Annotated in this window: 21 protein-coding genes; 6 read left to right on the forward strand and 15 right to left on the reverse strand. The window is 52.4% G+C overall.

Annotated features, from left to right (window positions below; translation table 11 throughout):
• Positions 1-2: 2 nt before the first annotated feature.
• The 3 genes from CFI03_RS03480 to CFI03_RS03490 are packed head-to-tail and all read right to left on the reverse strand — an operon-like array spanning position 3 to position 3,295.
• The gene (locus CFI03_RS03480; protein ID WP_116394573.1) at positions 3-746 is read right to left on the reverse strand and encodes an SDR family NAD(P)-dependent oxidoreductase; all 744 of its coding nucleotides are present in this window, start codon (positions 744-746) and stop codon (positions 3-5) included.
• Between the two features lie 26 nt (positions 747-772).
• Positions 773-1,735: a helix-turn-helix transcriptional regulator gene (locus CFI03_RS03485; RefSeq protein ID WP_116394574.1), complete on the reverse strand. Its 963-nt coding sequence runs from the start codon at positions 1,733-1,735 to the stop codon at positions 773-775.
• Between the two features lie 45 nt (positions 1,736-1,780).
• The gene (locus CFI03_RS03490; protein WP_116394575.1) at positions 1,781-3,295 is read right to left on the reverse strand and encodes an MDR family MFS transporter; all 1,515 of its coding nucleotides are present in this window, start codon (positions 3,293-3,295) and stop codon (positions 1,781-1,783) included.
• A 205-nt stretch (positions 3,296-3,500) separates the two neighbouring features.
• On the opposite strand from CFI03_RS03490, the gene CFI03_RS03495 reads away from it, so the two are divergent.
• A complete protein-coding gene (locus tag CFI03_RS03495) occupies positions 3,501-3,833 on the forward strand; it encodes an ArsR/SmtB family transcription factor (protein ID WP_116394576.1) in 333 nt (110 codons plus the stop codon).
• The gene (locus CFI03_RS03500; RefSeq protein WP_116394577.1) at positions 3,830-4,360 is read left to right on the forward strand and encodes an SRPBCC domain-containing protein; all 531 of its coding nucleotides are present in this window, start codon (positions 3,830-3,832) and stop codon (positions 4,358-4,360) included. Before CFI03_RS03495 ends, CFI03_RS03500 begins: the two co-directional genes overlap by 4 nt.
• Positions 4,361-4,374: 14 nt before the next feature.
• Here CFI03_RS03500 and CFI03_RS03505 read toward each other — a convergent pair whose 3' ends face one another.
• The 9 genes from CFI03_RS03505 to CFI03_RS03545 all read right to left on the reverse strand — a co-directional run bounded on the left by CFI03_RS03505 (position 4,375) and on the right by CFI03_RS03545 (position 13,606).
• Complete coding sequence (locus tag CFI03_RS03505; protein WP_116394578.1) at positions 4,375-4,845, reverse strand: NanQ anomerase/TabA/YiaL family protein; 471 nt, start codon at positions 4,843-4,845, stop codon at positions 4,375-4,377.
• Between the two features lie 25 nt (positions 4,846-4,870).
• The gene (locus tag CFI03_RS03510) at positions 4,871-5,725 is read right to left on the reverse strand and encodes a MurR/RpiR family transcriptional regulator (protein ID WP_116394579.1); all 855 of its coding nucleotides are present in this window, start codon (positions 5,723-5,725) and stop codon (positions 4,871-4,873) included.
• A 10-nt stretch (positions 5,726-5,735) separates the two neighbouring features.
• Positions 5,736-6,587 (reverse strand): ROK family protein, encoded by an 852-nt coding sequence (locus CFI03_RS03515; protein WP_116394580.1) that lies wholly within the window; start codon positions 6,585-6,587, stop codon positions 5,736-5,738.
• 5 nt (positions 6,588-6,592) lie between these two features.
• Positions 6,593-7,273 (reverse strand): N-acetylmannosamine-6-phosphate 2-epimerase, encoded by a 681-nt coding sequence (locus CFI03_RS03520; protein ID WP_116394581.1) that lies wholly within the window; start codon positions 7,271-7,273, stop codon positions 6,593-6,595.
• Positions 7,274-7,305: 32 nt separating this feature from the next.
• A complete protein-coding gene (locus tag CFI03_RS03525) occupies positions 7,306-8,148 on the reverse strand; it encodes a carbohydrate ABC transporter permease (RefSeq protein ID WP_116394582.1) in 843 nt (280 codons plus the stop codon).
• 21 nt (positions 8,149-8,169) lie between these two features.
• Positions 8,170-9,024: a carbohydrate ABC transporter permease gene (locus tag CFI03_RS03530; protein ID WP_248756443.1), complete on the reverse strand. Its 855-nt coding sequence runs from the start codon at positions 9,022-9,024 to the stop codon at positions 8,170-8,172.
• A gap of 103 nt (positions 9,025-9,127) precedes the next feature.
• The gene (locus CFI03_RS03535; protein WP_116394584.1) at positions 9,128-10,528 is read right to left on the reverse strand and encodes an ABC transporter substrate-binding protein; all 1,401 of its coding nucleotides are present in this window, start codon (positions 10,526-10,528) and stop codon (positions 9,128-9,130) included.
• Between the two features lie 50 nt (positions 10,529-10,578).
• Positions 10,579-11,490, reverse strand: a complete 912-nt coding sequence (locus CFI03_RS03540; protein WP_116394585.1) for a dihydrodipicolinate synthase family protein — start codon at positions 11,488-11,490, stop codon at positions 10,579-10,581.
• 307 nt (positions 11,491-11,797) lie between these two features.
• On the reverse strand, positions 11,798-13,606 hold the full coding sequence (locus CFI03_RS03545; RefSeq protein WP_116394586.1) for a cache domain-containing sensor histidine kinase: 1,809 nt from the start codon (positions 13,604-13,606) through the stop codon (positions 11,798-11,800).
• Between the two features lie 207 nt (positions 13,607-13,813).
• Here CFI03_RS03545 and CFI03_RS03550 point away from each other — a divergent pair, with 207 nt between their 5' ends.
• The 3 genes from CFI03_RS03550 (at position 13,814) to CFI03_RS03560 (ending at position 17,063) form a co-directional block, all read left to right on the forward strand.
• On the forward strand, positions 13,814-15,205 hold the full coding sequence (locus CFI03_RS03550; RefSeq protein WP_116394587.1) for an ABC transporter substrate-binding protein: 1,392 nt from the start codon (positions 13,814-13,816) through the stop codon (positions 15,203-15,205).
• Between the two features lie 113 nt (positions 15,206-15,318).
• On the forward strand, positions 15,319-16,215 hold the full coding sequence (locus CFI03_RS03555) for a carbohydrate ABC transporter permease (RefSeq protein WP_116394588.1): 897 nt from the start codon (positions 15,319-15,321) through the stop codon (positions 16,213-16,215).
• An 11-nt stretch (positions 16,216-16,226) separates the two neighbouring features.
• A complete protein-coding gene (locus tag CFI03_RS03560) occupies positions 16,227-17,063 on the forward strand; it encodes a carbohydrate ABC transporter permease (protein ID WP_205411944.1) in 837 nt (278 codons plus the stop codon).
• A gap of 42 nt (positions 17,064-17,105) precedes the next feature.
• Here CFI03_RS03560 and CFI03_RS03565 read toward each other — a convergent pair whose 3' ends face one another.
• The 3 genes from CFI03_RS03565 to CFI03_RS03575 all read right to left on the reverse strand — a co-directional run bounded on the left by CFI03_RS03565 (position 17,106) and on the right by CFI03_RS03575 (position 20,468).
• On the reverse strand, positions 17,106-18,740 hold the full coding sequence (locus CFI03_RS03565; RefSeq protein ID WP_116394589.1) for a response regulator transcription factor: 1,635 nt from the start codon (positions 18,738-18,740) through the stop codon (positions 17,106-17,108).
• 131 nt (positions 18,741-18,871) lie between these two features.
• A complete protein-coding gene (locus CFI03_RS03570; protein ID WP_116394590.1) occupies positions 18,872-19,747 on the reverse strand; it encodes an aminoglycoside phosphotransferase family protein in 876 nt (291 codons plus the stop codon).
• 151 nt (positions 19,748-19,898) lie between these two features.
• On the reverse strand, positions 19,899-20,468 hold the full coding sequence (locus CFI03_RS03575) for a TetR family transcriptional regulator (protein WP_116394591.1): 570 nt from the start codon (positions 20,466-20,468) through the stop codon (positions 19,899-19,901).
• A gap of 137 nt (positions 20,469-20,605) precedes the next feature.
• On the opposite strand from CFI03_RS03575, the gene CFI03_RS03580 reads away from it, so the two are divergent.
• Positions 20,606-21,448 (forward strand): SDR family oxidoreductase, encoded by an 843-nt coding sequence (locus CFI03_RS03580; protein WP_116394592.1) that lies wholly within the window; start codon positions 20,606-20,608, stop codon positions 21,446-21,448.
• Positions 21,449-21,506: the final 58 nt, after the last annotated feature.

Consider the following 21,506-nt stretch of genomic DNA (forward strand, 5'->3'; position numbering starts at 1 on the left):
TTTCACTCCATGACAAGACCGCCGGCAACGGGCGTGTAGGTGCCAGTCAGGAACCGCGCGCCATCTCCGGCGAGAAAAGCAATCACACCGGCTACATCCTCCGGCTCGGCGATCCGGCCAAGCGGGGTAAAGCTGCCTATGACGCGGCTTTCCTCTTCCGATATCATGAAGGCTTCCTCGGATCTAACAAATCCGGGTGCCACAACATTGGCGGTGATTCCGTAGGAGCCATACTCTTGCGCGATATACCGGGCGAAGGTATCAAGGCCCCCTTTTGCCGTACCGAAAGCGATATAATGCGGGGTAGGATCCTTCCCTTCCGTGCTGGACAGATAGATGATTCGGCCGGATTGCTGCTCCATCATTGCTTTTATAACAGCCTTCGTTGGCTCAAAGACGGCTTTCAATTCACCGGTCAATTGCCTTTCGAAGGATGCCCAGGAGAGCTCGGCAAAGCTGGCCGCCTCGGCTGATTGACATGTGCCGCATACGAGTACATCGATTTGTCCAAAGGTATGAATGACGGTCCGGGCAAGCTGTTCCATTTGCTCCTTGCTGCGTGCATCGGCCGGAATGGCAATGGCCTCGCCGCCGTTTGCCCTGATCTCGGAGACCACCTCGGTTAAATCTCTTTCGAAATCACTAACTGCAATCTTCGCCCCTTGTTTGGCGAGCCGCATGCAAGCCGCTCTCCCGATCCCCTGGGCACCGCCTGTAACAATCGCTACTTTTCCTTGCAAGGTCATGATGGGCAAGCCTCCTTAAGAGTGACTTATTCCTGTTCCAGCCCGCCGTACTGACGCGCGATTTCCAGAGCGGTCTGTTTAATCTTTGCCGCGATCGAGGCGGGCTCGAGCACCATAACATCGGTCATATAATGAAGCACGTTACGGATCAGCCAGTGCTCACTCGAGTATGTCATTCGCACGATAAGCTGTCCGTCCGGCAGCCGTTCGATATTTTTTTCGTCGAAATGGTCCATGACGGATAGGGCGGCCGCCGCTTTAAACTGCAGGACGGCAGGAATTCCCTCGCTTGCGCCTCTTCTCTCGGGTGTATTCCACCTGTCGTTCAGCTGTTCCAGCGAATCTGTCCGTCTAGTAAAGGTGCCGGCCTGAATACTCAGTTGCCGGATACGCGTCAGCTTGAAGATGCGGTAATCCTCGCGCAAGCGGCAATAGCCGTGAAGATACCAGGAGTAGTTCTTCAGAACAAGGGCCATAGGCTCGATCTCGCGCTCCTGCTCGCCGCCGGTTCTGCTCGTATAGTGGAATCGGATCAGCTTATGGTCATTAACTGCCTGACGGAGCTGGTCGTACCGCGCTTGATCCTCTTCGCTGTTCTTCCAAGGGGTGAAATCCACCTGAATACGGTTTCCTTCACCTGTCCGGCCTTGCTCGGCCTGCGCCACCATGGCGCCAACCTTGCTAAGGAGGAGATCCATATTCGAGCGGTCGTAAGCGTTTGTTGATTCCAGACCGCGAAGCGCCGTGAAGAGAGCGGTCAGCTCATCGAAGGACAAGAGCTGCCGGTCCAGCCGGAAGCTGTCCATGATCTCATAGCCGCCCTCCATGCCGGTGTAGGAGACAATGGGAATGCCAGCCTGACCAAGCGAATCGAGATCGCGATAGATGGTGCGCAAGGAAACCTCCAGCTGCTCCGCCAGCTCCTGCGCCTGTACCCGCTTTCGATTAAGCAGCAAAATCGTAATGGCCATTAACCGTTCCAGCTTCATCGTTATCTCTCCTAAACCGGCATGCTCCAGCCTGCCGTAATATGATTAGTGTGCGGCCGCGTATTCTTCGCCTTCGGCGGGCGCCTCCATTTTGTCCTTCGACATCAGAAATGCCGCAACTAAGGCTAATGCCGCAGGAATTAGGCTCCAGGCAAAGGTCGCGCCAATAGAGCTCGACAGCCCCGCCGTTATCGTATCCAGAAGCTGAGGATCGACGGTCTGCCGGAATGCCGGATTCAGCAAGGAATGCGGATCGTTTAAATTCAAGCCAGGGGGAACCGTGCCGTTGCCAAGCGATTCGGTAAGCTTCGAGAGCATGCTGTGGCTTTGAATAATACCGAAGACCGTAATGCCAAGCGACATGCCAAGCGAACGGTTGAAGTTCAAGGTCGAGCTTGCCGCTCCTCGCTGCGCGGCAGGGAACGAATGAAGCACCGAGCTGCTTAATACGGAGAAGGAAGCGCCGATTCCGAGACCAATCAGAATCATAATTCCCGTGATGAAAAGTCGAGAAGATTCTACCGTAATTTGCGAGAGAAGAGCAAGGCCTATGAGCAGAATGGCAAGCGTTCCAATCATAATCGTCCGGTATTGCAGCTTCGTCATGAGGAATCCGCCTAGCGTTGCGGTGATAACCGAACCAACCATCATGGGCAAAAGGGTCAGACCGGAGTTAGAGGCGGATCCGCCAATGACGCCCTGCACGTAGATCGGAATAAAAATCGCTGCCGTCATATAAGCCGCGCCGCTAAGCATAGCGACCAGATTGCTTGTGGTGTACAGTCTGCTGCGGAATAAGCCAAACGAGATGATAGGTTCGGCCGCTTTTCTCTCGACCAGGACAAGCAGGAAGGCAAGAACGGCAAATCCGGCAAACAGACCGATAATTTGCGGAGAATCCCAGGCATAGGTTTTGCCGCCGAGCTCCAGCGCGAAGATAAAGCAGACAACAGCTCCTACGAGAAGAATGGAGCCCGCCCAGTCGATACGCTGCTTCGAGTGGGTCGCCGATTCCTTGTAGAACAGAGCAATAATCAGCAGGGCAATGAAGCCAAGCGGAAGGTTCATGTAGAAGATCCACGACCAGTTGAGGTGATCCGTAATATAGCCGCCAAGCAAAGGACCAACTACGCTGGAGAGGCCAAATACAGCGCCGAACGCTCCCATCATTTTGCCGCGGTCCTTCGGGGACACCACGTCGAACAAAATCGTAAACGCAATGGATACCATCGCACCGGCTCCAACCCCTTGAACAGCCCGGTAAATGCTTAACTCGATAATCGAATGGGCCATTCCGCAGAGCGCCGAGCCGATCATAAACACGATAATCCCAAAGATAAAAAACCGCTTGCGGCCGTACATATCGGAGAGCTTGCCGAAGATTGGCATACACGCCATTTCCGCGACCATATAAGCGGTGGTGACCCAAACGAACTTATCGAGTCCCCCCATCTCTCCCACGATTGTGCCAATCGCCGTGGATACAACCGTGTTATCCATGGATGCCATTAGAATGGCCAGCAGCAGTCCTCCAATGATGGCACCTAATTTATTCGTCATTTGATCCCATTCCTTTCTTCTCCTTGAATTGATTGCTGAACAATCATCTGAGATCATCATAAGCTACCCTTGTTGACAACAGTGTGTCAGGGAAGATTGATCCGTTGGGAAATTATTTAAAAAGTTTAAACGCTTCTTTTTATATAAACTTGTGGTTATATAACCTTGAGGTTATAATAAACGCATGTAGAGGAGGTTGAAGGTTGTGTTAAGCACATTCGCAATAGTCGCCGAGCCCTCGCGCCGACGCATCATGGATATGCTGCTTCGGGGAGACGCAAGCGTCTCTCAGCTAGTAGAGGCTTTGGATATGTCGCAGCCCCTCGTCTCTAAGCATTTGCGGGCGCTCCGGGAGACCGGACTGGTGAGAGTAAGAATCGTAGCCCAGCAGCGCATTTACTCGCTTGAACCGGGACCGCTTGCGGAGATCGACATGTGGCTCAGTGCTTATCGGTCCAAATGGAACCGCCATGTTGACGCAATGGATGAATATCTCAAGAAAAAGAAACAATTACGCAAGGAGGAGGAAGAGTCATGATCATTACGGATAAAGAATATCCAAGGCTGAATAGAGACGGAGACAAATGGGTGCTCGTGCTTGTACGCACATTGGAGCATCCGATTGATGAAGTATGGGCAACGCTTACCGAGGCGGAGCAGCTTGCTTCATGGGGTCCGTTTAAACCGGAAAGAGATCTTGTTTCCGTCGGAGCCGTGCAGCTGGAGCATATCGATATGCCTGAGGCAGAGACCATGCAGGGTGCAGTCCTGGAGGTAACAGCGCCGCAGCTTCTTGTATTGCAATGGGGCGATGATATTCTGCGTTGGGAGTTAAGCGGCGATAAGGAGCGGACTATTCTTGTCCTCAAGCATAGATTCATGGAGCATAAGCAAGCTCCGTCTTATGCGGCAGGCTGGCATTTATGCTTAGTCGGACTTGCGGGACGGTTGGAAGGAAAGGACATGCCATCCATGGTTGGGCATAAGGCTTATAACTTTGGTTACAAAGAGTTGTATGCGCAGTATGCGAAGCTATTGGGCATGGAGCAGGAAATAAGCGAATGAAGACCGAAAAGGCGCTACGTCAGTAGCGCCTTGTGAATTTTAACGACGGCTTTTTTGATCATCGAACCGTCGCCCATGCCCGGCCGGTGAACGTCATCGGGGAAAAAGACGGCATACATACCCGGCTTCATCGCCAACAATTGCTCATCGGCTTGAGGAGCGTATAACGCATAGTCGTCCTTCTCGTCATAAGGCTGGGATGGAATCATACCCTCTCGCAGCGGCGACCATCCGATCTGCTCGGAGCCTTCGATTAAATAATGAATGTCGAGGTATTGATCATGCTTCTCCGCAACTTGCTCCGCTGGGCTCTTTGTATCGAAGGACATGAAGTTGATATAAAGCTGGTCACCTCGCAGCTCCAGCCTGCCCTCCGGCCATTCCTTCTTCTCGCTCCATTGACGCAAAGCCTGCAGGGCTTCGTCAATGACGGCATAGCCGCCGGAATGAGGATTATTCGCCCCAGATAATAAACCAAGTATCATAATAGCCTGCTCCCCTTTCTCCTTATCAGAACAGCTTGACGGCAACCGCCGCCGACGTGTTCTCCTTGTTTACGATGGATGCTTCATAGGTGCGTTTAAAATATTCGACGTACAGCACGTCAAGCAGATAGAGCTGCGCGATTTTGGCCGATAAGGAACCGCCTTGCAGCGGACCTTCGTTGGCTCCGCACAGCAAAGTAATGTCCGAATAGGAGGTCAACGGCGATTTGACGAAGCGGGTAATGACAATAATCGCGGCTCCCCGCTCTTTGGCTTTTTTCGCAACCTCAATGGAATCCTTGGTTGAACCCGAGTAGGAAATAATAATCGCGACATCCTTCTCGCTCATTAGAGCAGCCGACATCGCCTGCTGATGCGAATCAACGGAGCAGCCGGTCTTGTTCGTAATGCGCATGAACTTGTTGTTCGCTTCCATTGCGGTCATCAAGGACGAGCCCACTCCGTAGAAAATAAACCGGTCGGACCGGATAAGCAGATCAATCGCCCGGTTGATGCTGTCCAGCTGAATAAGCTTGAACGTTTCATTTAAAGCATTAATGTTGCTCTGAAGCGTCTTGGAGACGGCGTCCTCCAGCGTATCCTGTATTCTTACCTGGCCGGAGAGCTGAGGAATTTCATTATCCGCGGAGATGCTGTGGGCAAGCGCAATTTTGAATTGCTGATAGCCTTTAAAGCCCAAAGCTTTGCAAAACCGAAAGATGCTGGCCTCCCCTACGCCGCAGCCCTCGGCCAGATCCGTAATCGACATATAGACGACGGCATCCGCATGCTCCAAAATATAATCGGCTGTTTTTTTCTCCGTGGCCGTAAACCGGTTGTAATGAGAATGAATCGTTGAGGTAATGCTGATCTCCCGCAAATTGTCCCCCCTAGCTTAGAAACAAGGATGCCGCCCCAAGCAGGCCGGCTTTATTGCCCAGCGCAGCCGGACGGATGGCAACGCCCGCGAAGCTGCTCATAATCAACGTTTTGGTTCTTGCTTCCACGCGTTCTACTAAAGGAAGCTGCTCCATTACGCCGCCGCCAACAACGATAGCCGCCGGATTGAAGATATGAATCAAGGAAGCGAGGCCAAGACTGACCTCGTCAATCCATCTATTCAAGATTCCGTCCAGCTGCTCATTGCCCTGTTGAATGAACTCGAATAACATTCTGCCGTTGACGCAGGCCGGGTCGGCCTTCCGCGCCTCGTTTACCAGAGCGGTTGTGGAAGCGAAGCTTTCATAGTAGGACGACGGATGCGTGAACATATGGCCGAACTCCGCCGCGACTCCATTCGCTCCTTTATAAAGCCGGTTGTTGATGACAATAGCGCCGCCTATGCCGGTTCCAAAGGTAAGACATAAAAAATTTGCAAGGTTTTTGCCCGCGCCGTAGCGGGCTTCGCCAAGCGCCGCCGCGTTTACGTCGTTCTCCACCTTTACCGGCACTTTAAACCGCTCGCCAACGATCTTGCTTAGCTGCATGCCGGTATAGTCCGGAATGTTGGCGTTGGCGTACACGATAGAACCTTCCTCGGCGTTTACTTGTCCGGCCGTACTGATTGCGATGCGGTCATAACCCGTGTAGGAAGACAGCTGCTCCATCAGCCGCTTAACAACATGCGGGCCGCCCCGGGCGCTCTCCGTGGCATACTCCGTGAACCGCTCAATGTTCCCGTACTCATCGCAAAGACCAAGCTTTGTATGGGTGCCGCCGATATCCGCCGCTAGAATCCGCATGGGATCTACTCCAGCGCTTTCAGAAAACGTTTCGTAATGTCCATCGGCCTTGTAATCGCGGAGCCAACAACGGCGGAATACGCGCCAAGGTCAAACATCCTGCGCAGCTCCTCCGGCGATGAAATGCCGCCTTCGGCAATAACGGGCACATTCAAGGCTTGCACCAGCTTGGTAATCAGCCCGAAGTCAGGGAGCGCTTGGCCTTTTGTTGCTTCCGTGTAACCGCTTAACGTTGTGCCCACGCAATCGAAGCCAAGCTCGGCGGCCTGCAGCGCTTCCTCGTAGGTCGAGCAGTCCGCCATAAACAGCTGGTTCGGATACTTCGCGCGGATTTCCGGGAACAGTTCGGCGATCGTCGAGCCATCCGGTCTGACGCGGTCCGTAGCGTCCATGGCGATAAGCTCAACGCCCTCCTCGCAAAGCGCGTCCACCTCTGCCATCGTTGGCGTAATGAATACGGGGCAATCCCCGTATACTTGCTTAATAATGCCGATAATCGGCAGGTTAACGCGCGTCTTAATCTCGCGGATGTCCTCCACGCTGTTTGCCCGGATGCCGGCCGCTCCGCCAAGCGAAGCGGCATAGGCCATTTTCCCCATAATAAACGGGCTGTGCAGCGGCTCTTCGGGAAGCGCTTGGCAGGAGACGACCAGCTTTCCATGTATTCGCTTAAACAAGTTATTCATGCCAATGACCTCTCTTCTCTCAATGTGTGAAGCTATTCCTTAATGGCACCGGCCGTAGCCCCGGAAGTGAAATAGCGCTGGAACAAAATAAAGATAATCAGCATGGGAACCGCGGCAACGGTAGCTCCCGCCATTTTGTAGGCAAAGTTCGGATTGAGGTCCTGCATCAGGGTTGCGGTGCCAACCATCAGAGTCTTCATGGTCTTCTCCTGACCGATCACAAGCTGCCACAGGTAATCGTTCCAAATCTGCACGAAGTTCAAAATAAACAAAGCTCCGATGCCCGGCTTGACGATAGGCAGCATAATCTGCAGGAAGACCCGCCACTCCCCGGCACCGTCTATTTTGGCTGCTTCCCGCAGCGCATCCGGCGTACTGTCGAAAAAGCCCTTCAGCAGGAACACCCCAAATGCGCCGGCTACGTTAGGCCAGATCATGCCGTGGAAGCTGTTGACCATACCGAAATCCTGCACAATGCGGAATAAAGGGACAATCATAATTTCCTTTGGAATCATCAGGCTCGAAATAAACACGATAAAGATGATCTGCCGGCCTTTGAAATGGATCTTCGAGAACGCGTAAGCCGCCATCGAGCCAACGGCAATGACAAGAATCGTCGTAGCTCCGGCGACAAAGATGCTGTTGAACGTCCATCTTAAAGCGGGCTGGTTCCGGAAAATATCGACGTAGTTGGCGAAGGTAATGGAAGCGGGCCACCAGTCCGGCGGCATTTTCACCACATCGGAGCTATTTTTCAAGGAGCTGGTGAACAGCCAATACAGAGGGAACAAGCTGATTACCGCAAAGAAGGTAACCAGAATATTCGACACCAGATCAAAGGGCTGCAGTTTATTTGCTTTCTTCGGTTGCGACATCGTGATTTCAACTCCTCGCTTCTACTTCTGTTTGAGCATGGCCTTTAATTGAGGGATCGACAGCAGCAAGGTGATGGCGAACATGATAACGCCAACTGCGGAAGCGATGCCAAGCTGGTTGTATTTGAACGCGTTATTGTACAAGTAATACATAAGGGTGACGGAGCCGTTGTTAGGCCCGCCGCCTGTCAGAAGCTGAATAACCACAAAAATCTTCAGCACGGCAATAATGTTGATGATCGTAATGTAGATCGTGGTCGGCTGAACCGAAGGGATTAGGATTTTCGTAATGACCTGCCATCTGTTGGCCCCGTCCACCTCGGCGGCTTCGAAGAGGTCCTTCGATACCCCGATCATGGAAGCGATATAAAGAATAATCGACTGACCGACGTTGCCGGCGAACGTCACGAAGATAATAACGGGCATGACCGTCTGCGTATTGCCGAGCAGATTAACCGTGCCCAGCCCAGCTTCTCTTGCGAAATAGGAGATGAGGCCGTTAGCCGGATTAAGCAGGAAACTCCACACCATACTCATGACGACCATGGAGACCATGACCGGTATATAGTAACTTCCCCGGATGAAGGAAACGTACTTGGCATTTTTATCGAAGATGGCGGATGCCACAAACAGGGCAAAGCCTACGGTTAACAGAACGATAAATACAACAAACACGACCGTATTCACGAGCGCTTTGAAAAAGACGGGATCATGAAACAACGCTGCGTAATTGTCGAAGCCTACAAAGGTTTCATTCTGGTAATTGATTTTATAAAAGCTGAGCCGGATGCCTTCCAGTATCGGATACACGAGAAAAGCAAGGAATATGAGCATTTGCGGTAAAATAAACAAATAGCCGGTAAGGTTCTCTTTCACAAAACTGTTCCGAATGCGCATGGTGGCTGCCTTTCCGATTAGCGGCTCTTCCTGCTTCCCCGAAGACGAAGAGCCGCTGATCCTGTTTATTTGTCTAACCTAGCTATTTCTTATAAATGACCGAGTTTTCTTTGTTGGACTGAATAACCTTATTGCCGCTCGTTACATAATCTTTAATGGCTTGCTCAGGCGTTTTTGCCCCCATGTACAAAGCCTGCAGCTCCGGATAAAGCGCCTCGCGCAATTGGCTGTAGCCCGGAACGTTGCCGCTGAAGTTGAAAATGTATTTGGAGTTCGCATCGTAGGCAGCAAAGAACGGATTCTCGCCGCTCAGCTCTTTAATAACCGATGCGCGCACCGGAATGCCGTTTTTCGACGATTTCACGAGCTCTGGATCGCTGGAGAAGAACTTCACGAAGTCTTTGGCCACTTCGGTTTTCTTCGGATCCTTGGATTGGAATACGCTTGCGCCAACGACGTAAGTGAAGGTCAGCGGGTCGCCGCTTTCCGAAGGGATATTCGCCAGTCTGATATCGAACTTAGGAGAAGTGCCGCTTGCCATATTGGCTTTAATGCCGTTGAACAGAACCGGATTCGTAAAGCTGATGGCGAGCTGCTGGTTTTGGAACATGGCATTTGCGTCATTGGAGGAGACGGATTCCGCGCCCGGATTCGTATATTTGGCGTCGTAGATTTTCTTCAGCCATGCCGCCGATTTAACGCCGTTCTCGCCAAGCACGATATTGCCGTCTTTATCGAAGAAGTCCAAGCCAAACATTCTCAGGTAAGACAGGTTCCAGGTATCCCCTTGGTTGTTGACGGCAAACAGTGCCATCGGGTAAGCGTTGGAGTATTTGTCTTTAGGAAGCTTGGTTTTGAGACCCTCAAGAATTTGCTCGTATTCGGCAAGCGTCCAGGTCTTGATCTCGTTCTCTCCGCCGACGTACTGCTCGAGTCCGGCTGCCTTGAACATATCTGCGTTGTAGACGAGCGTTCCCGGGTTGTTCTGGAACGGGTAGAAGTAAATATCGTCGCCAAACGTCACCATGTCCCAGTAGTTCTGGGCGATATCGCTCTTCGCATTGTCGTCGATGATGTCGGTAAGGGGCTCAAGCGCGCCGCGGTGCACGTAGTCGCCCATGGCGAAGGTGCTTTCGAAGAAGACGTTTGGAGCAGTTCCGCCGTTCAGGTTGACATTCAGCAGCTGGTCCCGCTGATCGCCGGCGACGACTTCCACTTTAATGTCAGCGTCATATTTGTCGTATTGCCCGGTAAATTTCTTGGCCGCGTATTTCAGGAAGCTGTCGTAATCGGCGCCCTGCTCGGTTGCATCCAGCACGCCTTTCCATTGCGGGGTCAGCCATACGTTAATCGCGACCTTTTCTTTGCCTTTCGAATTACCGCCGCCGTTTGCGCTTGAACCCTCGTTATTGGCATTGCCGGAGCATCCGGCGAGCAAAGCCATAATCGTTACCGCGGTAATGCCCATGGACCATTTCTTCATCTTTAACCGCTCCCTTTTCGTGTTAGGATCTGATCTGGCAGTGGAATTTTTTAGCGAACAAAATCGGCAATGGCCTTATCGATACTCGCGATAATCAGCTGGATCTTCTCTCCGTCATTGCCGCTGAGGTTCTCGAGCGGAGCCCGAACGCCGCCAATGTCTACCCCTCTTGCGCGAAGCACTTCCTTGATGCCGGCATACATCGAGCCGTTTAAGGAACAAAGCGCAATGATGATGTCGTTGATCGCGCTTTGAAGACGCGTTGCTTCTTCCAGCTTGCCTTCCTGCAGCAGTACGTTGGCTTCCAGGAACAGCTCCGGCATTGCGGCATAAGTGCCGCCGATTCCGCCTTGCGCTCCCATGATGCGGCCAGCCACGAATTGCTCGTCCGGACCGTTAAAGACGATTACGCGGTCGCCGCCGGCGGATTTGAACCGCTCGATGTCGAGGGCTGGCATAGACGAGTTCTTTACTCCGATAACCTTGTTGTTTGCAAGCAGCTTGCGGAATACCGCAGGCGTTAACTGGTAGCCGGTCGTCTGCGGAATGTTATAAATGATGAACGGAAGCGGGGTTGCATCGATAATGTCGTTCCAATAACGAATGACCGCGCTGTCCGGCAGTTTGAAATAAATCGGCGGTATAGCGGAAAGAGCGTCATAACCGAGCTCTGCGGCATGCTTCGCCAGCTCGATGCTGTCTCTGGTGGACGGCGCTCCAACGTGAGCGATAAGCGTCATCTTGCCCCTCAGGTTTTCCGCTGCGTAAGCGAGTACCGCTTTTCTCTCTTCGATGCTCTGGTAGATGCACTCGCCCGAGCTTCCCCCTACGTACACGCCTTGTACCTTCTTGGCTAACAGATAGGACGCAAGTTGTCCGGTACGGTCTTTCGAGATGTTTCCGTCATTGTCGTAGCAAGCGTAAAAAGCCGGAATGATCCCATGGAATTTTTGCAGGCTCACGGTTAGTCCCCCTATTGTTCTTGAAGTAATTGGAGAATTATTTTCTCTCCTTGGAAACGGATGAAAATAATTTTCTCCCTTTTGGAACATAGCGTTCCGATCGTTGGTTTGAACTGCGGTAAGGACTGCCGGCTGTCCTTAGCTAACGTTTTAACACAAAAAATTAGATTTGCCTGCGGTTTCGGGCGATGAGGTAAAAAATGAACCTTGGGGTGTAAAAAGAGAGGTATCTCTGTGGGAAGCGCTTCCAAAATAGCGAAGAAGAAAAAAGTCCCGCCGCTTGGACGAGACTTTCAGAGATTTTTAGTTAACGCGGGGTGTCGGATATCGCTTTGGCGGCAGGGAACCGAAGGGTCACCTTTGTACCTTCTCCGGGCCGGCTTTCAAATGCGAGACCGTATCCGTCGCCGTAATAATAGCGGATGCGGTCCTGCACGTTTTTGACGCCGATATGCGTGCTGCCAAGCGTGTCCTCGGCGGCTTCGTTCAAGCGTTGACGGAGCTTTGCGAAATCCTCCTCCGTCATGCCGGCACCGTTATCCGCGACTTCGATATGCAGGGCTTGCCCGGAGACAAAAGCAGCTATTTCAAGGCTGCCCTGGCCGCTTTTACGCTCCAAGCCGTGAACGATGGCGTTCTCCACAATCGGCTGCAGCGAGAAATGCAGAACCGGAAGCATTTCGGCGCCGGGCTCGATTTTTTCCGAGTAGCTGATTTTATCGCCAAAGCGCATTTGCTGCACCTTCACGTACAGCCGGGTATGCTCCAGCTCCTCCCGCAGGCTTACGATATCCTTGCCGGTCTGAATATGAATGCGGAACAGCCGGCCAAGCAAGCCCACCATATCCGCAATATCCCGTTGTCCCGCAATAATCGCCTTCATCTGGATCGACTCAAGCGCATTGGCCAGGAAATGCGGGTTAATCTGGCTTTTTAGCGCTCCGTATTGCGCAACCTTCTGCTGGGCCAGCGTCATGGACGACCGCTCGATATGCTCCTGCAGATCCTCGACCATTTTGCGGATACCTTTATAGAGCACGCCGAACTCGTCCTGCCGCTCCGTGCTGAGGTCGACGTCGAACTTGCCAAGCCCAACCGCCCTGACCTGCTTGCTGAGCTGAATAATCGGCTTGGTGACGCGCTTGGACAGCATAATCATGAAGAGCAGCGCGGTAACGAGGGAGCATAAAGCGCCCCACAGCAATATTTTGCGGAACATGGCCGCATCCTTCGTCATGTTATGCTCATCCATGTACTGAATAACCTTCCAGCCGGAGAAAGGTGAGGTAATAAAGTTCAGGTAAGAAGGGACGCCGTTCATGGCGGAGTAATAGTTCCCCGCGTAAGCCTGCAGCTTCGCTTGACTGCCCGGCTGTCCAAGATCCTTCAGCAGCTGCTCCTGATTAGGGTCCGAGGAATAGACGATGCCGCCCTCGTCATCGAGAATAAGAAAATTACGGTTCGTATTCTCGGACAAGCTTAAGATCTCGCGAAGGGAATCAAGCCGGATATCGACAAGGATGACGGCAAGATTGGTTCGGGTTCCCGTCTTGTTGATGACCCGGGCGATCGAAATGACCGATTCGGAAGAATTCGTCCGCAGAAAAGGGGTATGCGCGCCAAATAAAACCGCCTTGCCTTGCGAATGGAGCGTTTTCTTATACCAGTCCTGGTTGAAGACATCATCCGTGTTATAGTCGGATTGATTAAAGTCCGCCGAATAGAAGATCCGGCCGCCGGCAAATACTTGCACGCTGTCGACGTTCTTAACCGTAAGCTCAATCCGGCTAATAAATTGTTCGATGACGCCGCCGTATTTGATGCTGATATCGCTTGGATCCGTATTCTTGTTCTCCGACCAATGGACAAGCGAGCTTTGCAGCTGGCTGTCGAGCTGGGCGGTAAGCGTGCCGGTCTCAATGCTTTGCAGGTACTGGTCGATATTGAAGGACAAATTGTTCAGAATAAGATTGGCGCTGTTCTGATATTCGTTTTTGACCGTTTGAAGCGAGAACAGGTACACGATGCCCGACATGATCGTCAGCGGAAGGGTAATAATGCAAATCATAAGGATGAAAATTTGATGATTGACGCGCAATTGTCTGAATCTGCCCAAGCTTCCCGCCTCCTTTATGACCTAAATATAGCACTGTTTATAACATTTGCTACTGCAATGATAATATAGACGAGATGACGTAAAAAAAGGGGAATGTCATGTAAAAACCGGGGGATTCTCCCCCTTTTTCAAATAAATTATGCTTAAACGGCAGGAGACGGGCAAGCTGCAGCTGCTTGTCTTCAATCAGGAGCAGGGGGAATAGAAATGGCAGCACGGAAGAAGAAGGCAACGATTATAACGACTATCTTGTTAGCTATGCTTACGGCAGCCTGCAGTTCCAACAACAATGCGCCAAACAACAAGACGACAAACGAACCGCAGAATACGGCAACGGCCAGCGGGGAAGCAACACCGGCAGCAAAGCCCGTTGAGATTACATGGTGGAACTTTCCCAACTTCCAGGCTTTAGACGGTGAGGTTGGCAAGTACGAGAAAGAAATGATTGCCGCATTCAACCAGAAACACCCGGAAATTAAAGTGAATCTCGAGATGATTACATTCGACGGAGGGCCGGAGAAGCTGAACGTGGCGATTGCCTCCAACTCCGCTCCCGATGTCATCTATGACGCTCCCGGACGAGTTATCGACTGGGGTAAGAAAGGACTGCTCGCACCGCTCGACGACATGATTTCAAGCGAAGTGCGCAGCGATATTCCGGAAGCGTTCTGGAAGCAGTCCATGGTGGGCGACAAAACGGTCATGTACCCGATTAACACGGCTCCGTTCATGATGGCCGTAAACAAAACGGTGTTCGAAAAAATAGGCGCCCTCGATCTGCTTCCGCTGGACCGCAAGGACCGCGTATGGAGCTTTGACGAGTATAAGGCTGCGCTGCAAGCGGTGAAAGAGAAGGCACCGGACGTTATTCCATCCGTCTTCTTCGCCAAGAGCCAAGCGGGCGACCAAGGCACGCGGGCGTATATTGCGAATCTTGGGTTGTCGTCTTTCCTGAAGGATGATCTCTCCGCCGTTGCGATTAATACCGATCAAGCCGGCGCGGCGCTGGACTGGATTGCCCAAGCCCAGAAGGATAAGCTGGTCATTTCGGGATCGGCTGCTCTCGCGGCGTCCGATGTCAACGATTTGTTCCTGCAAGGCAAGGTGGCCTTCTCCATCAACTACTCGGCCGTATTGAAAGCGCAGAACTCGACGCTCAAAAAAGCGGAGTTTGAAGAAGCGCTGCTGCCGTTCCCAACGCTGGACGGATCAGCGCCTAAGCTGGAGCCCTATTTGGGAGGCATGGCGATCTTCAACAACGGCGACGATGCGAAGATTGCGGCCGCAAAAACGTTTATCGATTTTGTAGCGAATGACGAAGTATACGGCAAGAAAAACCTGATCCAGACCGGCGGCTTGTCCGTTCGCAATTCGGTTACGGGCCTGTACGACGATGAGGAATATGCTTACTCGGAGCTTGCCCGCCAGTTCATTACGGCACCTCCAACCATTGCGGACGGCTATGCGGAAATCCGCACGTACTGGTTCCCGGTACTGCAAAGCGTTCTGTTAGGCCAGCAGACCGGCAAAGAGGCATTGGACAGCTTTGCGAAAAGCGCCGATGAAGCGATTGCGAAGGCCAAAGCCCAGCTGAAATAGGAAAGCGTACTACTGAGCAGCGCATAGGCTGAACGACATAGAAGCCAAGCTTGCACCGGCTTATATGCGCCTCTGCGCTGCTCTTTTTTTCAGAAAGAAAGGAGAGACGCATCATGCTTCTGACGGCTCTAAAATCCAAACGCTTATTATGGCGCGAATGGCTGGCCAGTTATTTATTCTTGCTTCCCGCACTTGCCTTCTTCCTGCTGTTCGTCGCTTATCCGATGCTCAGAGGCGCTTATATCAGCTTGTTCGACTACAGTCTGAACCGATTCGAATTCATTGGACTCCGCAATTATGCCGATCTGTTCCGGGATAAGACGTTTCTGAAATCGATGAAGAACACGATATTGATCGTTCTAATTACCGTCCCGGCCGTTATTGCCTTTTCGATTTTTGTATCCAACACGATATACCGGAAAAGCGAGCTCGCGAGATCCTTTTTCCGGGGTGTGTTCTACTTGCCGGCGGTATCCTCGGTAGTCAGCATCACCGTGGTATGGGCCTCTATCTATGACCCGAATTACGGCATTCTGAACTATGTAACCAGCCTGTTTGGCGCGGAGCCCATTGCCTGGCTGGGCGATCTCCGGACGGCGTTATTCGCGATTATCGCGGTGCTTGTGACGACCTCCGTCGGCCAGCCGATTATTCTGTACGTAGCCGCTTTGGGGAATATCCCGACCTCCTACATCGAAGCCGCTCAAATTGACCGGGCCACCCCGGGACAAATTTTCCGGAAGATCATATGGCCGATGCTGATGCCAACCAACCTGTACATTATCGTTATCACGACGATTAATACGTTCCAGACCTTTGCGATTGTCCAGCTCCTTACCGCTGGGGGGCCGCTTAACGCCACTTCGACCGTCATGTACGGCGTGTACGAGAAAGCGTTTATGCTGGGGTCATTTGGCGTAGCAGCCGCGATGGGCATGATTCTGGCCGTTGTCATTGGCATCATTTCGCTCATTCAGTTCAAATTTCTGGGCAGCGACGTCGAGTACTAGGAGGAAAGCTCATGCATGCATCCATGCCGTTTCGAAAAAAACCAAAAAAGCTGATCTCGAATATCGTGCTTCTTGCGGTGGCCTTGTTTTTTATCTTTCCCTTTTATTGGATCGTTACCGGCGCCTTCAAGGTGCAAAACGTGGCAGTGGCTATTCCGCCGGAATGGTTCCCGCACGCTCCAACGCTCGAGAATTTCACGGTTCTGTTCAAAAATCCCGTCTGGCGCTGGACCTTCAACAGCTTCTTTGTTGCCGCGGCAGAGATGGCGGGCGTATGCCTCGTAGCCTCCATGGCGGGTTACGTGCTGGCAAAAAAGCAGTTTCCCGGCCGGAAAATCATTTTTACGTTGTTTGTCGCAGCCATGGCTTTGCCCAAGCAGGTTATTCTGGTCCCGCTATTCACGATGATTGCCGACTTCGGCTGGATCGATCATTATAAAGCGTTAATTCTTCCCGCGATCGGTTGGCCCTTTGGCATCTTTCTCGTTAAACAGTTCGCGCAGACCTTGCCCGGAGAGCTGCTCGAGGCGGCCAAGGTGGACGGCTGCTCCGAACTGAGGCTTTATTACAGCATCGTGCTTCCGCTGCTCAAGCCCGCGCTTGGGGCGCTTGCGATCTTTACCTTCATCAATGCCTGGAATGATTATTTCAGCCAGCTCATTATGATCCGCTCTACCCCTATGATGACGCTGCCGCTCGGCGTCGCAACGCTGAAGGGAGAATATACGACGCCGTACGGCGTGTTGATGGCTGGCGCGGCCTTCGCTTCGCTTCCGATGATTGTGATCTTCCTATTGTTCCAGAAAGCCTTCACGCAAGGCATTACGATGGGAGCCGTGAAAGGCTGAAAAATGGCGATGTCAGGATAACCCTGCATCGCCATTTTTCTATTAGTGCATAATGCCCAGCTGCCTGCGATAGTCGGTTGGCGTTGCGCCCGCCACAAGCCGGAACATTTTCACGAAATGCTTGTAGCTCTTGTAACCGCACATCGCGCATACGTCGGTCACAAGCCGGTTAGGGTCGCGCAGCAGCTTTTTGGCATAATCGATGCGAATCTCGGTGACAAAGCTCAAATAGTTCTGATTCAGTTTCGACTTGAACAGCCGGCTTAAATACGAGGGGTTATAGAAGAAATGATCGGCTACCATCTGCAGGCTAAGCTCCTGATCAATATTTTTCTCGATAAACCCTTTAATCTGGCTGAACACCGCATTCTCCTGGGAAGCGGAATGGGTCTGCTTGGAATAGACATCGTTCAGGTGCACGACCCATAACGCCAAATAATCAAATAAGCTCTTAAGGGTTCCGTAGTCATGGACAAAAGACAAATCCAGCAGCTTCTCGCTGGATACTCCCTCAGTTGGTATGCCCTCCTTGTGGGCAAAGCGCAGGGTGACGTTAATGATCTCCTGCAGGAATACGAGCCATTGCTCCGCTTGAACATGGGGCAGAGCCTGCTCCGATTGCTCGCATAGCCTGTCCATCAGCTCGCTGGCTGCAGCGGAATCCCCTTGCTCCAGGCAGGCTTGCAGCTTCTTGCGGTCATCCGGGTGAAGCGAGACGAAGCGGTCTCCGCCTGCCGGGGATTCGTCCGCCGGCCGGTGAGCCGCCGATATCAACCATTGTTCGGGTGAAGCAAAACGTTGGAGCAGGCTTTGTCCGGCGGACTTGAGAGCAGCTCCTGCTTGTGCCGGATCGGACGTTGCTGCCCCTACGGAGAGATAAAGCCGAGTATCGGGAGGAAAAGGATTTAAAGAAGAGGCTAGCCGCTTGCTTAGAAGCTGGTCTGCCTCTGCCGGATCGGATAGTCCTGCCAGTACCAACAGAACGTAAAGCCTGCCTCTGCTCGTATAGCCCATAAGCCGATGCACCGGGGAAATGTCGGCAGCCGCATTGCCGATAAGCTGCTCCGCCGTCTGACGCCATTTGCGCTCCTGCTGCAGTCCGCCGCGGCCAAAGCAGCTTGCCGCTAATGCCACGTAAGTCGGCTCTGACTGCTCATGAAGTCCAAGCAGCTGTCTCCAGCCCGGCAGATCGGATAAGCTTCCGTCCATGAGCTGCTTCACAGCCTGGCCGTATTGCCATTTCGTCAGCTCTGCGGCTTTTGCCTCGAAGTCCTGCTTCTTCCGCCGTTCTTCCCGCTTTTGCTCCAGCCGGTTGATGCAGGCCGTTATCGCCTCCATGCTGACGTCATACTCCAGCGGCTTAAGCAAATACTCCTGAACAACGCCGAGACGAATAGCCTCCTGCGCATACTTGAATTCGTTGTAGCCGGTAAGAATGATAAAGCTGGCATTCGGAAGCAGCGGCTTTAACTGTTCGATCATTTCGAGCCCGTTCATCTCGGGCATGCGTATATCGGTCACGATTAAATCTGGCTTTTCCCGCAGAGCCACGTCTACGCCGGCCTTGCCGTTCTCGGCCTCCACAATCCCGCCAACGCCGAGCTGCTCCCACGGGAAATAATGCTTTAAGCCAGCGCGAATAAGCGGTTCGTCTTCGACAATCATTACTTTTAGCATGGCGCTCACCCGGATTCGAATTTTTACGAAATATTAAAAATAATTATACCGGAAAGGCGGATTCGCTTGAATCGGGCTGCGGGATAAGCGTAAAGAATGGACCTGTTATGTCAATTTTGAGGGATATCCGGTTAGCTGCCGTATTCCTGAACAATAACATCGATAACACGCTTGCCCCAATCCGAAGCATCCGAGCCCGGCTCATTCCAAGCGTAAGTGATAAGCGCCTTCCACAGGGCCCAGCCGCGTGCGCGGTTAACGGTATCCCGGTCGACATTCATGGCACTCAAAAATACTTCGCGGCTGGCCTCGTCGAAAAAGTTCCATGCCATGACCAGATCGCTGGAGGGGTCGCCGACACCCATGGTTCCGAAGTCGATGACGCCGGATAGCCGGCCATTCCGCGCAAGCAGATTGCCTACGGCAATATCGCCGTGAAGCCATAGCGGAGCCGCTTCATATTTCGTCGCAAGGGCAAGCTCCCAAATCTCGGTTAGAAGCTTCCGGTCGTACTCGCCCTCCAGCTTCTCGATAACCGTTCTGGAGTCGGAATCGTATACGGCTAAGTTTCCCCCGCGATGGAAGTTTTGTATGCCTGCCGGAATGCCATCCTTCGCATCGATGGCTTCCAGTTCTTTCAGAAAGCCGGCAAGGTCTTCGGCAAATTCGTTGAGATCGCGGATGTTGGCATACGTAACGGTGTCGCCTTCGAGCCAGCGGTTAACGGACCAAGGAAGAGGATATTCCGCGGTAGGCTTGCCCTGAGCAACGGGAGCGGGTATCGGCAGAGATAGGAGAGGCTTAAACACGGGAAGCCACAGCAGCTCCTTCGCAACGGCGGAGGCATAACGTTCATGGCTCGGCAGGCGTACGGTCATTTCGTTGCCTAACCGGTAGGTACGGTTATCGTGGCCGCTTTTTTCCACGGGCTTGATCTCTAAGTCCTTCCATTCCGGAAATTGACTGCTAATTAATCCACGCACCAGCTCAGTCGTAATTTCAATCATAAACTCGCCCCTTTTCTTAAATTAGTCGCTGCTCGTATCGGTACCTCGATCATAACAACCTGTCTTCGGCATATCAAAGGAGAAAACGGCTATAACACAAAAAACGCCTAATGAATGTCACGAAGCGCAAAGGCATTCATCGGGCGTTTATTTATTTGGCTTGGAGCAGCAGCTCGACCGCTTTGACGACGGATTCCCGCAGAGCATCGTGATTTTTCGCCGCTTCCGGATTCAGTCCGGGGCCAAAAGGATTGGTTGCCGCCCAAGAGGTCGCAATCGTCATGATGGACGTTAGAAGAAAAGCGGGGGGAAGGGTCGAGATTATCTTGCCGCTTGCTTGCGCTTCGCTTATTTTGTCTATCTTCTGTTCATGGGCGACATCGCGTACGGGAAGACTGCTGACCGTATTCTGCTCCAGCGTGAACCACATAAGCAGCCGCATAATCTTTGGGTTGGCCATAGCGAAATCAAAGACGTTGACGGCAAAGCCCGAAATATCGTCAAGCGAGAAGGGAATGCCTTCGAACGCCTGGTCGAGATGCTTTTCCAGAACCGTGGTGAAGAGCGTTTCTTTATTTTCAAAATAAATATAGATTAGATTTTTATTGCAGCCGGCGGTTTTGGCAATGCGGTCGACCCGCGCCCCGGCAATGCCGAAAGTAGAGAACTCTTCCATAGCGGCTTCCAGAATCCGTTCGCGTGTCGCTTCGGCATTTCTCATCCGTAATCATCCTTCGTTCATTTTTGACCTAGTATATCATACTTGACTAACCGGTTAGAAAGCACTATATTTAACTAACTGTTTAGTTATAATTTATAAAATGCTGATCAGAACCTCCAAGAAAGAAGGAATGAACGATGGCACAACGGACTTGGTTTATTACGGGGATTAGCAGCGGCTTTGGCCGGCATATGACCGAGCAGCTTCTGGAGCGTGGCGACCGCGTGGCCGGTACGGTGCGTAATCTGGACGTGGTGGATGATCTTAAGGAAAAGTACGGCGATCTTCTGTGGGTGGCTCATCTTGACGTGACCGACACCTCGGCAATCTATACGGTTGTTAACCGGGCCTTCGATCAATTGGGCACTATCGACGTTGTTGTCAGCAATGCGGGTTACGGCCTTATTGGCGCGGCGGAGGAACTGACGGATGAACAGATTACCCATCAGATCAACACCAACCTTGTTGGTTCCATCCAGCTGGTACGGGCTTCCTTGCCACACTTGCGCGCGCAGCGCGGAGGGCGAATCATACAGCTCTCAACCGTAGGCGGACAAGCCGCGTTTGCGGGCGGGTCGCTCTATCATGCGACGAAGTGGGGAATCGAGGGCTTTATCGAGGCCGTAAGACAGGAAGTTGCTCCTTTCCATATCGGCGTTACCATCGTGGAGCCAGGCGGAGCGCGTACGAACTTCAGGCATCACAGCATAAAGCTTGCTTCCAGAATGGAAGCTTACGATATCTCTCCGGCAGCGCAGGCAAGAAAGATCGTAGAGGATAAAACAGCCGTCTCCATCGGGGATCCTGCCAAAATGGCCGCCATTATGATCGACAGCGTTGACCAGCATCCCGCACCCAAAAGAATTGCCCTTGGCAGCGATTGCTATCAGGTTATTCATCAGGCGCTGACCGGCCGTCTTCAGGAACTGGAGGCGCAGAAGGAGCTCGCCTACTCAACGGATTTTCCGAAGGAAGGTTAAACTAAGGAGATCATGGTTGGAATCTAATCGCCCTCTACCCGGCTGCTGGCCAGGCGGA

The organism is Paenibacillus sp. ATY16, from assembly GCF_003399985.2.
Classification (GTDB): Bacteria; Bacillota; Bacilli; order Paenibacillales; family Paenibacillaceae; genus Pristimantibacillus; species Pristimantibacillus glycanilyticus.

Excerpts from the sequence above, each read along its gene's own strand:
- CFI03_RS03480 (WP_116394573.1), bottom strand. The coding sequence starts at position 746 with ATGACCTTGCAAGGAAAAGTAGCGATTGTTACAGGCGGTGCCCAGGGG.
- CFI03_RS03485 (WP_116394574.1), bottom strand. The coding sequence starts at position 1,735 with ATGAAGCTGGAACGGTTAATGGCCATTACGATTTTGCTGCTTAATCGA.
- CFI03_RS03490 (WP_116394575.1), bottom strand. The coding sequence starts at position 3,295 with ATGACGAATAAATTAGGTGCCATCATTGGAGGACTGCTGCTGGCCATT.
- CFI03_RS03500 (WP_116394577.1), top strand. The coding sequence starts at position 3,830 with ATGATCATTACGGATAAAGAATATCCAAGGCTGAATAGAGACGGAGAC.
- CFI03_RS03505 (WP_116394578.1), bottom strand. The coding sequence starts at position 4,845 with ATGATACTTGGTTTATTATCTGGGGCGAATAATCCTCATTCCGGCGGC.
- CFI03_RS03515 (WP_116394580.1), bottom strand. The coding sequence starts at position 6,587 with ATGCGGATTCTAGCGGCGGATATCGGCGGCACCCATACAAAGCTTGGT.
- CFI03_RS03520 (WP_116394581.1), bottom strand. The coding sequence starts at position 7,273 with ATGAATAACTTGTTTAAGCGAATACATGGAAAGCTGGTCGTCTCCTGC.
- CFI03_RS03525 (WP_116394582.1), bottom strand. The coding sequence starts at position 8,148 with ATGTCGCAACCGAAGAAAGCAAATAAACTGCAGCCCTTTGATCTGGTG.
- CFI03_RS03535 (WP_116394584.1), bottom strand. The coding sequence starts at position 10,528 with ATGAAGAAATGGTCCATGGGCATTACCGCGGTAACGATTATGGCTTTG.
- CFI03_RS03550 (WP_116394587.1), top strand. The coding sequence starts at position 13,814 with ATGGCAGCACGGAAGAAGAAGGCAACGATTATAACGACTATCTTGTTA.
- CFI03_RS03555 (WP_116394588.1), top strand. The coding sequence starts at position 15,319 with ATGCTTCTGACGGCTCTAAAATCCAAACGCTTATTATGGCGCGAATGG.
- CFI03_RS03560 (WP_205411944.1), top strand. The coding sequence starts at position 16,227 with ATGCATGCATCCATGCCGTTTCGAAAAAAACCAAAAAAGCTGATCTCG.
- CFI03_RS03565 (WP_116394589.1), bottom strand. The coding sequence starts at position 18,740 with ATGCTAAAAGTAATGATTGTCGAAGACGAACCGCTTATTCGCGCTGGC.
- CFI03_RS03570 (WP_116394590.1), bottom strand. The coding sequence starts at position 19,747 with ATGATTGAAATTACGACTGAGCTGGTGCGTGGATTAATTAGCAGTCAA.
- CFI03_RS03575 (WP_116394591.1), bottom strand. The coding sequence starts at position 20,468 with ATGAGAAATGCCGAAGCGACACGCGAACGGATTCTGGAAGCCGCTATG.
- CFI03_RS03580 (WP_116394592.1), top strand. The coding sequence starts at position 20,606 with ATGGCACAACGGACTTGGTTTATTACGGGGATTAGCAGCGGCTTTGGC.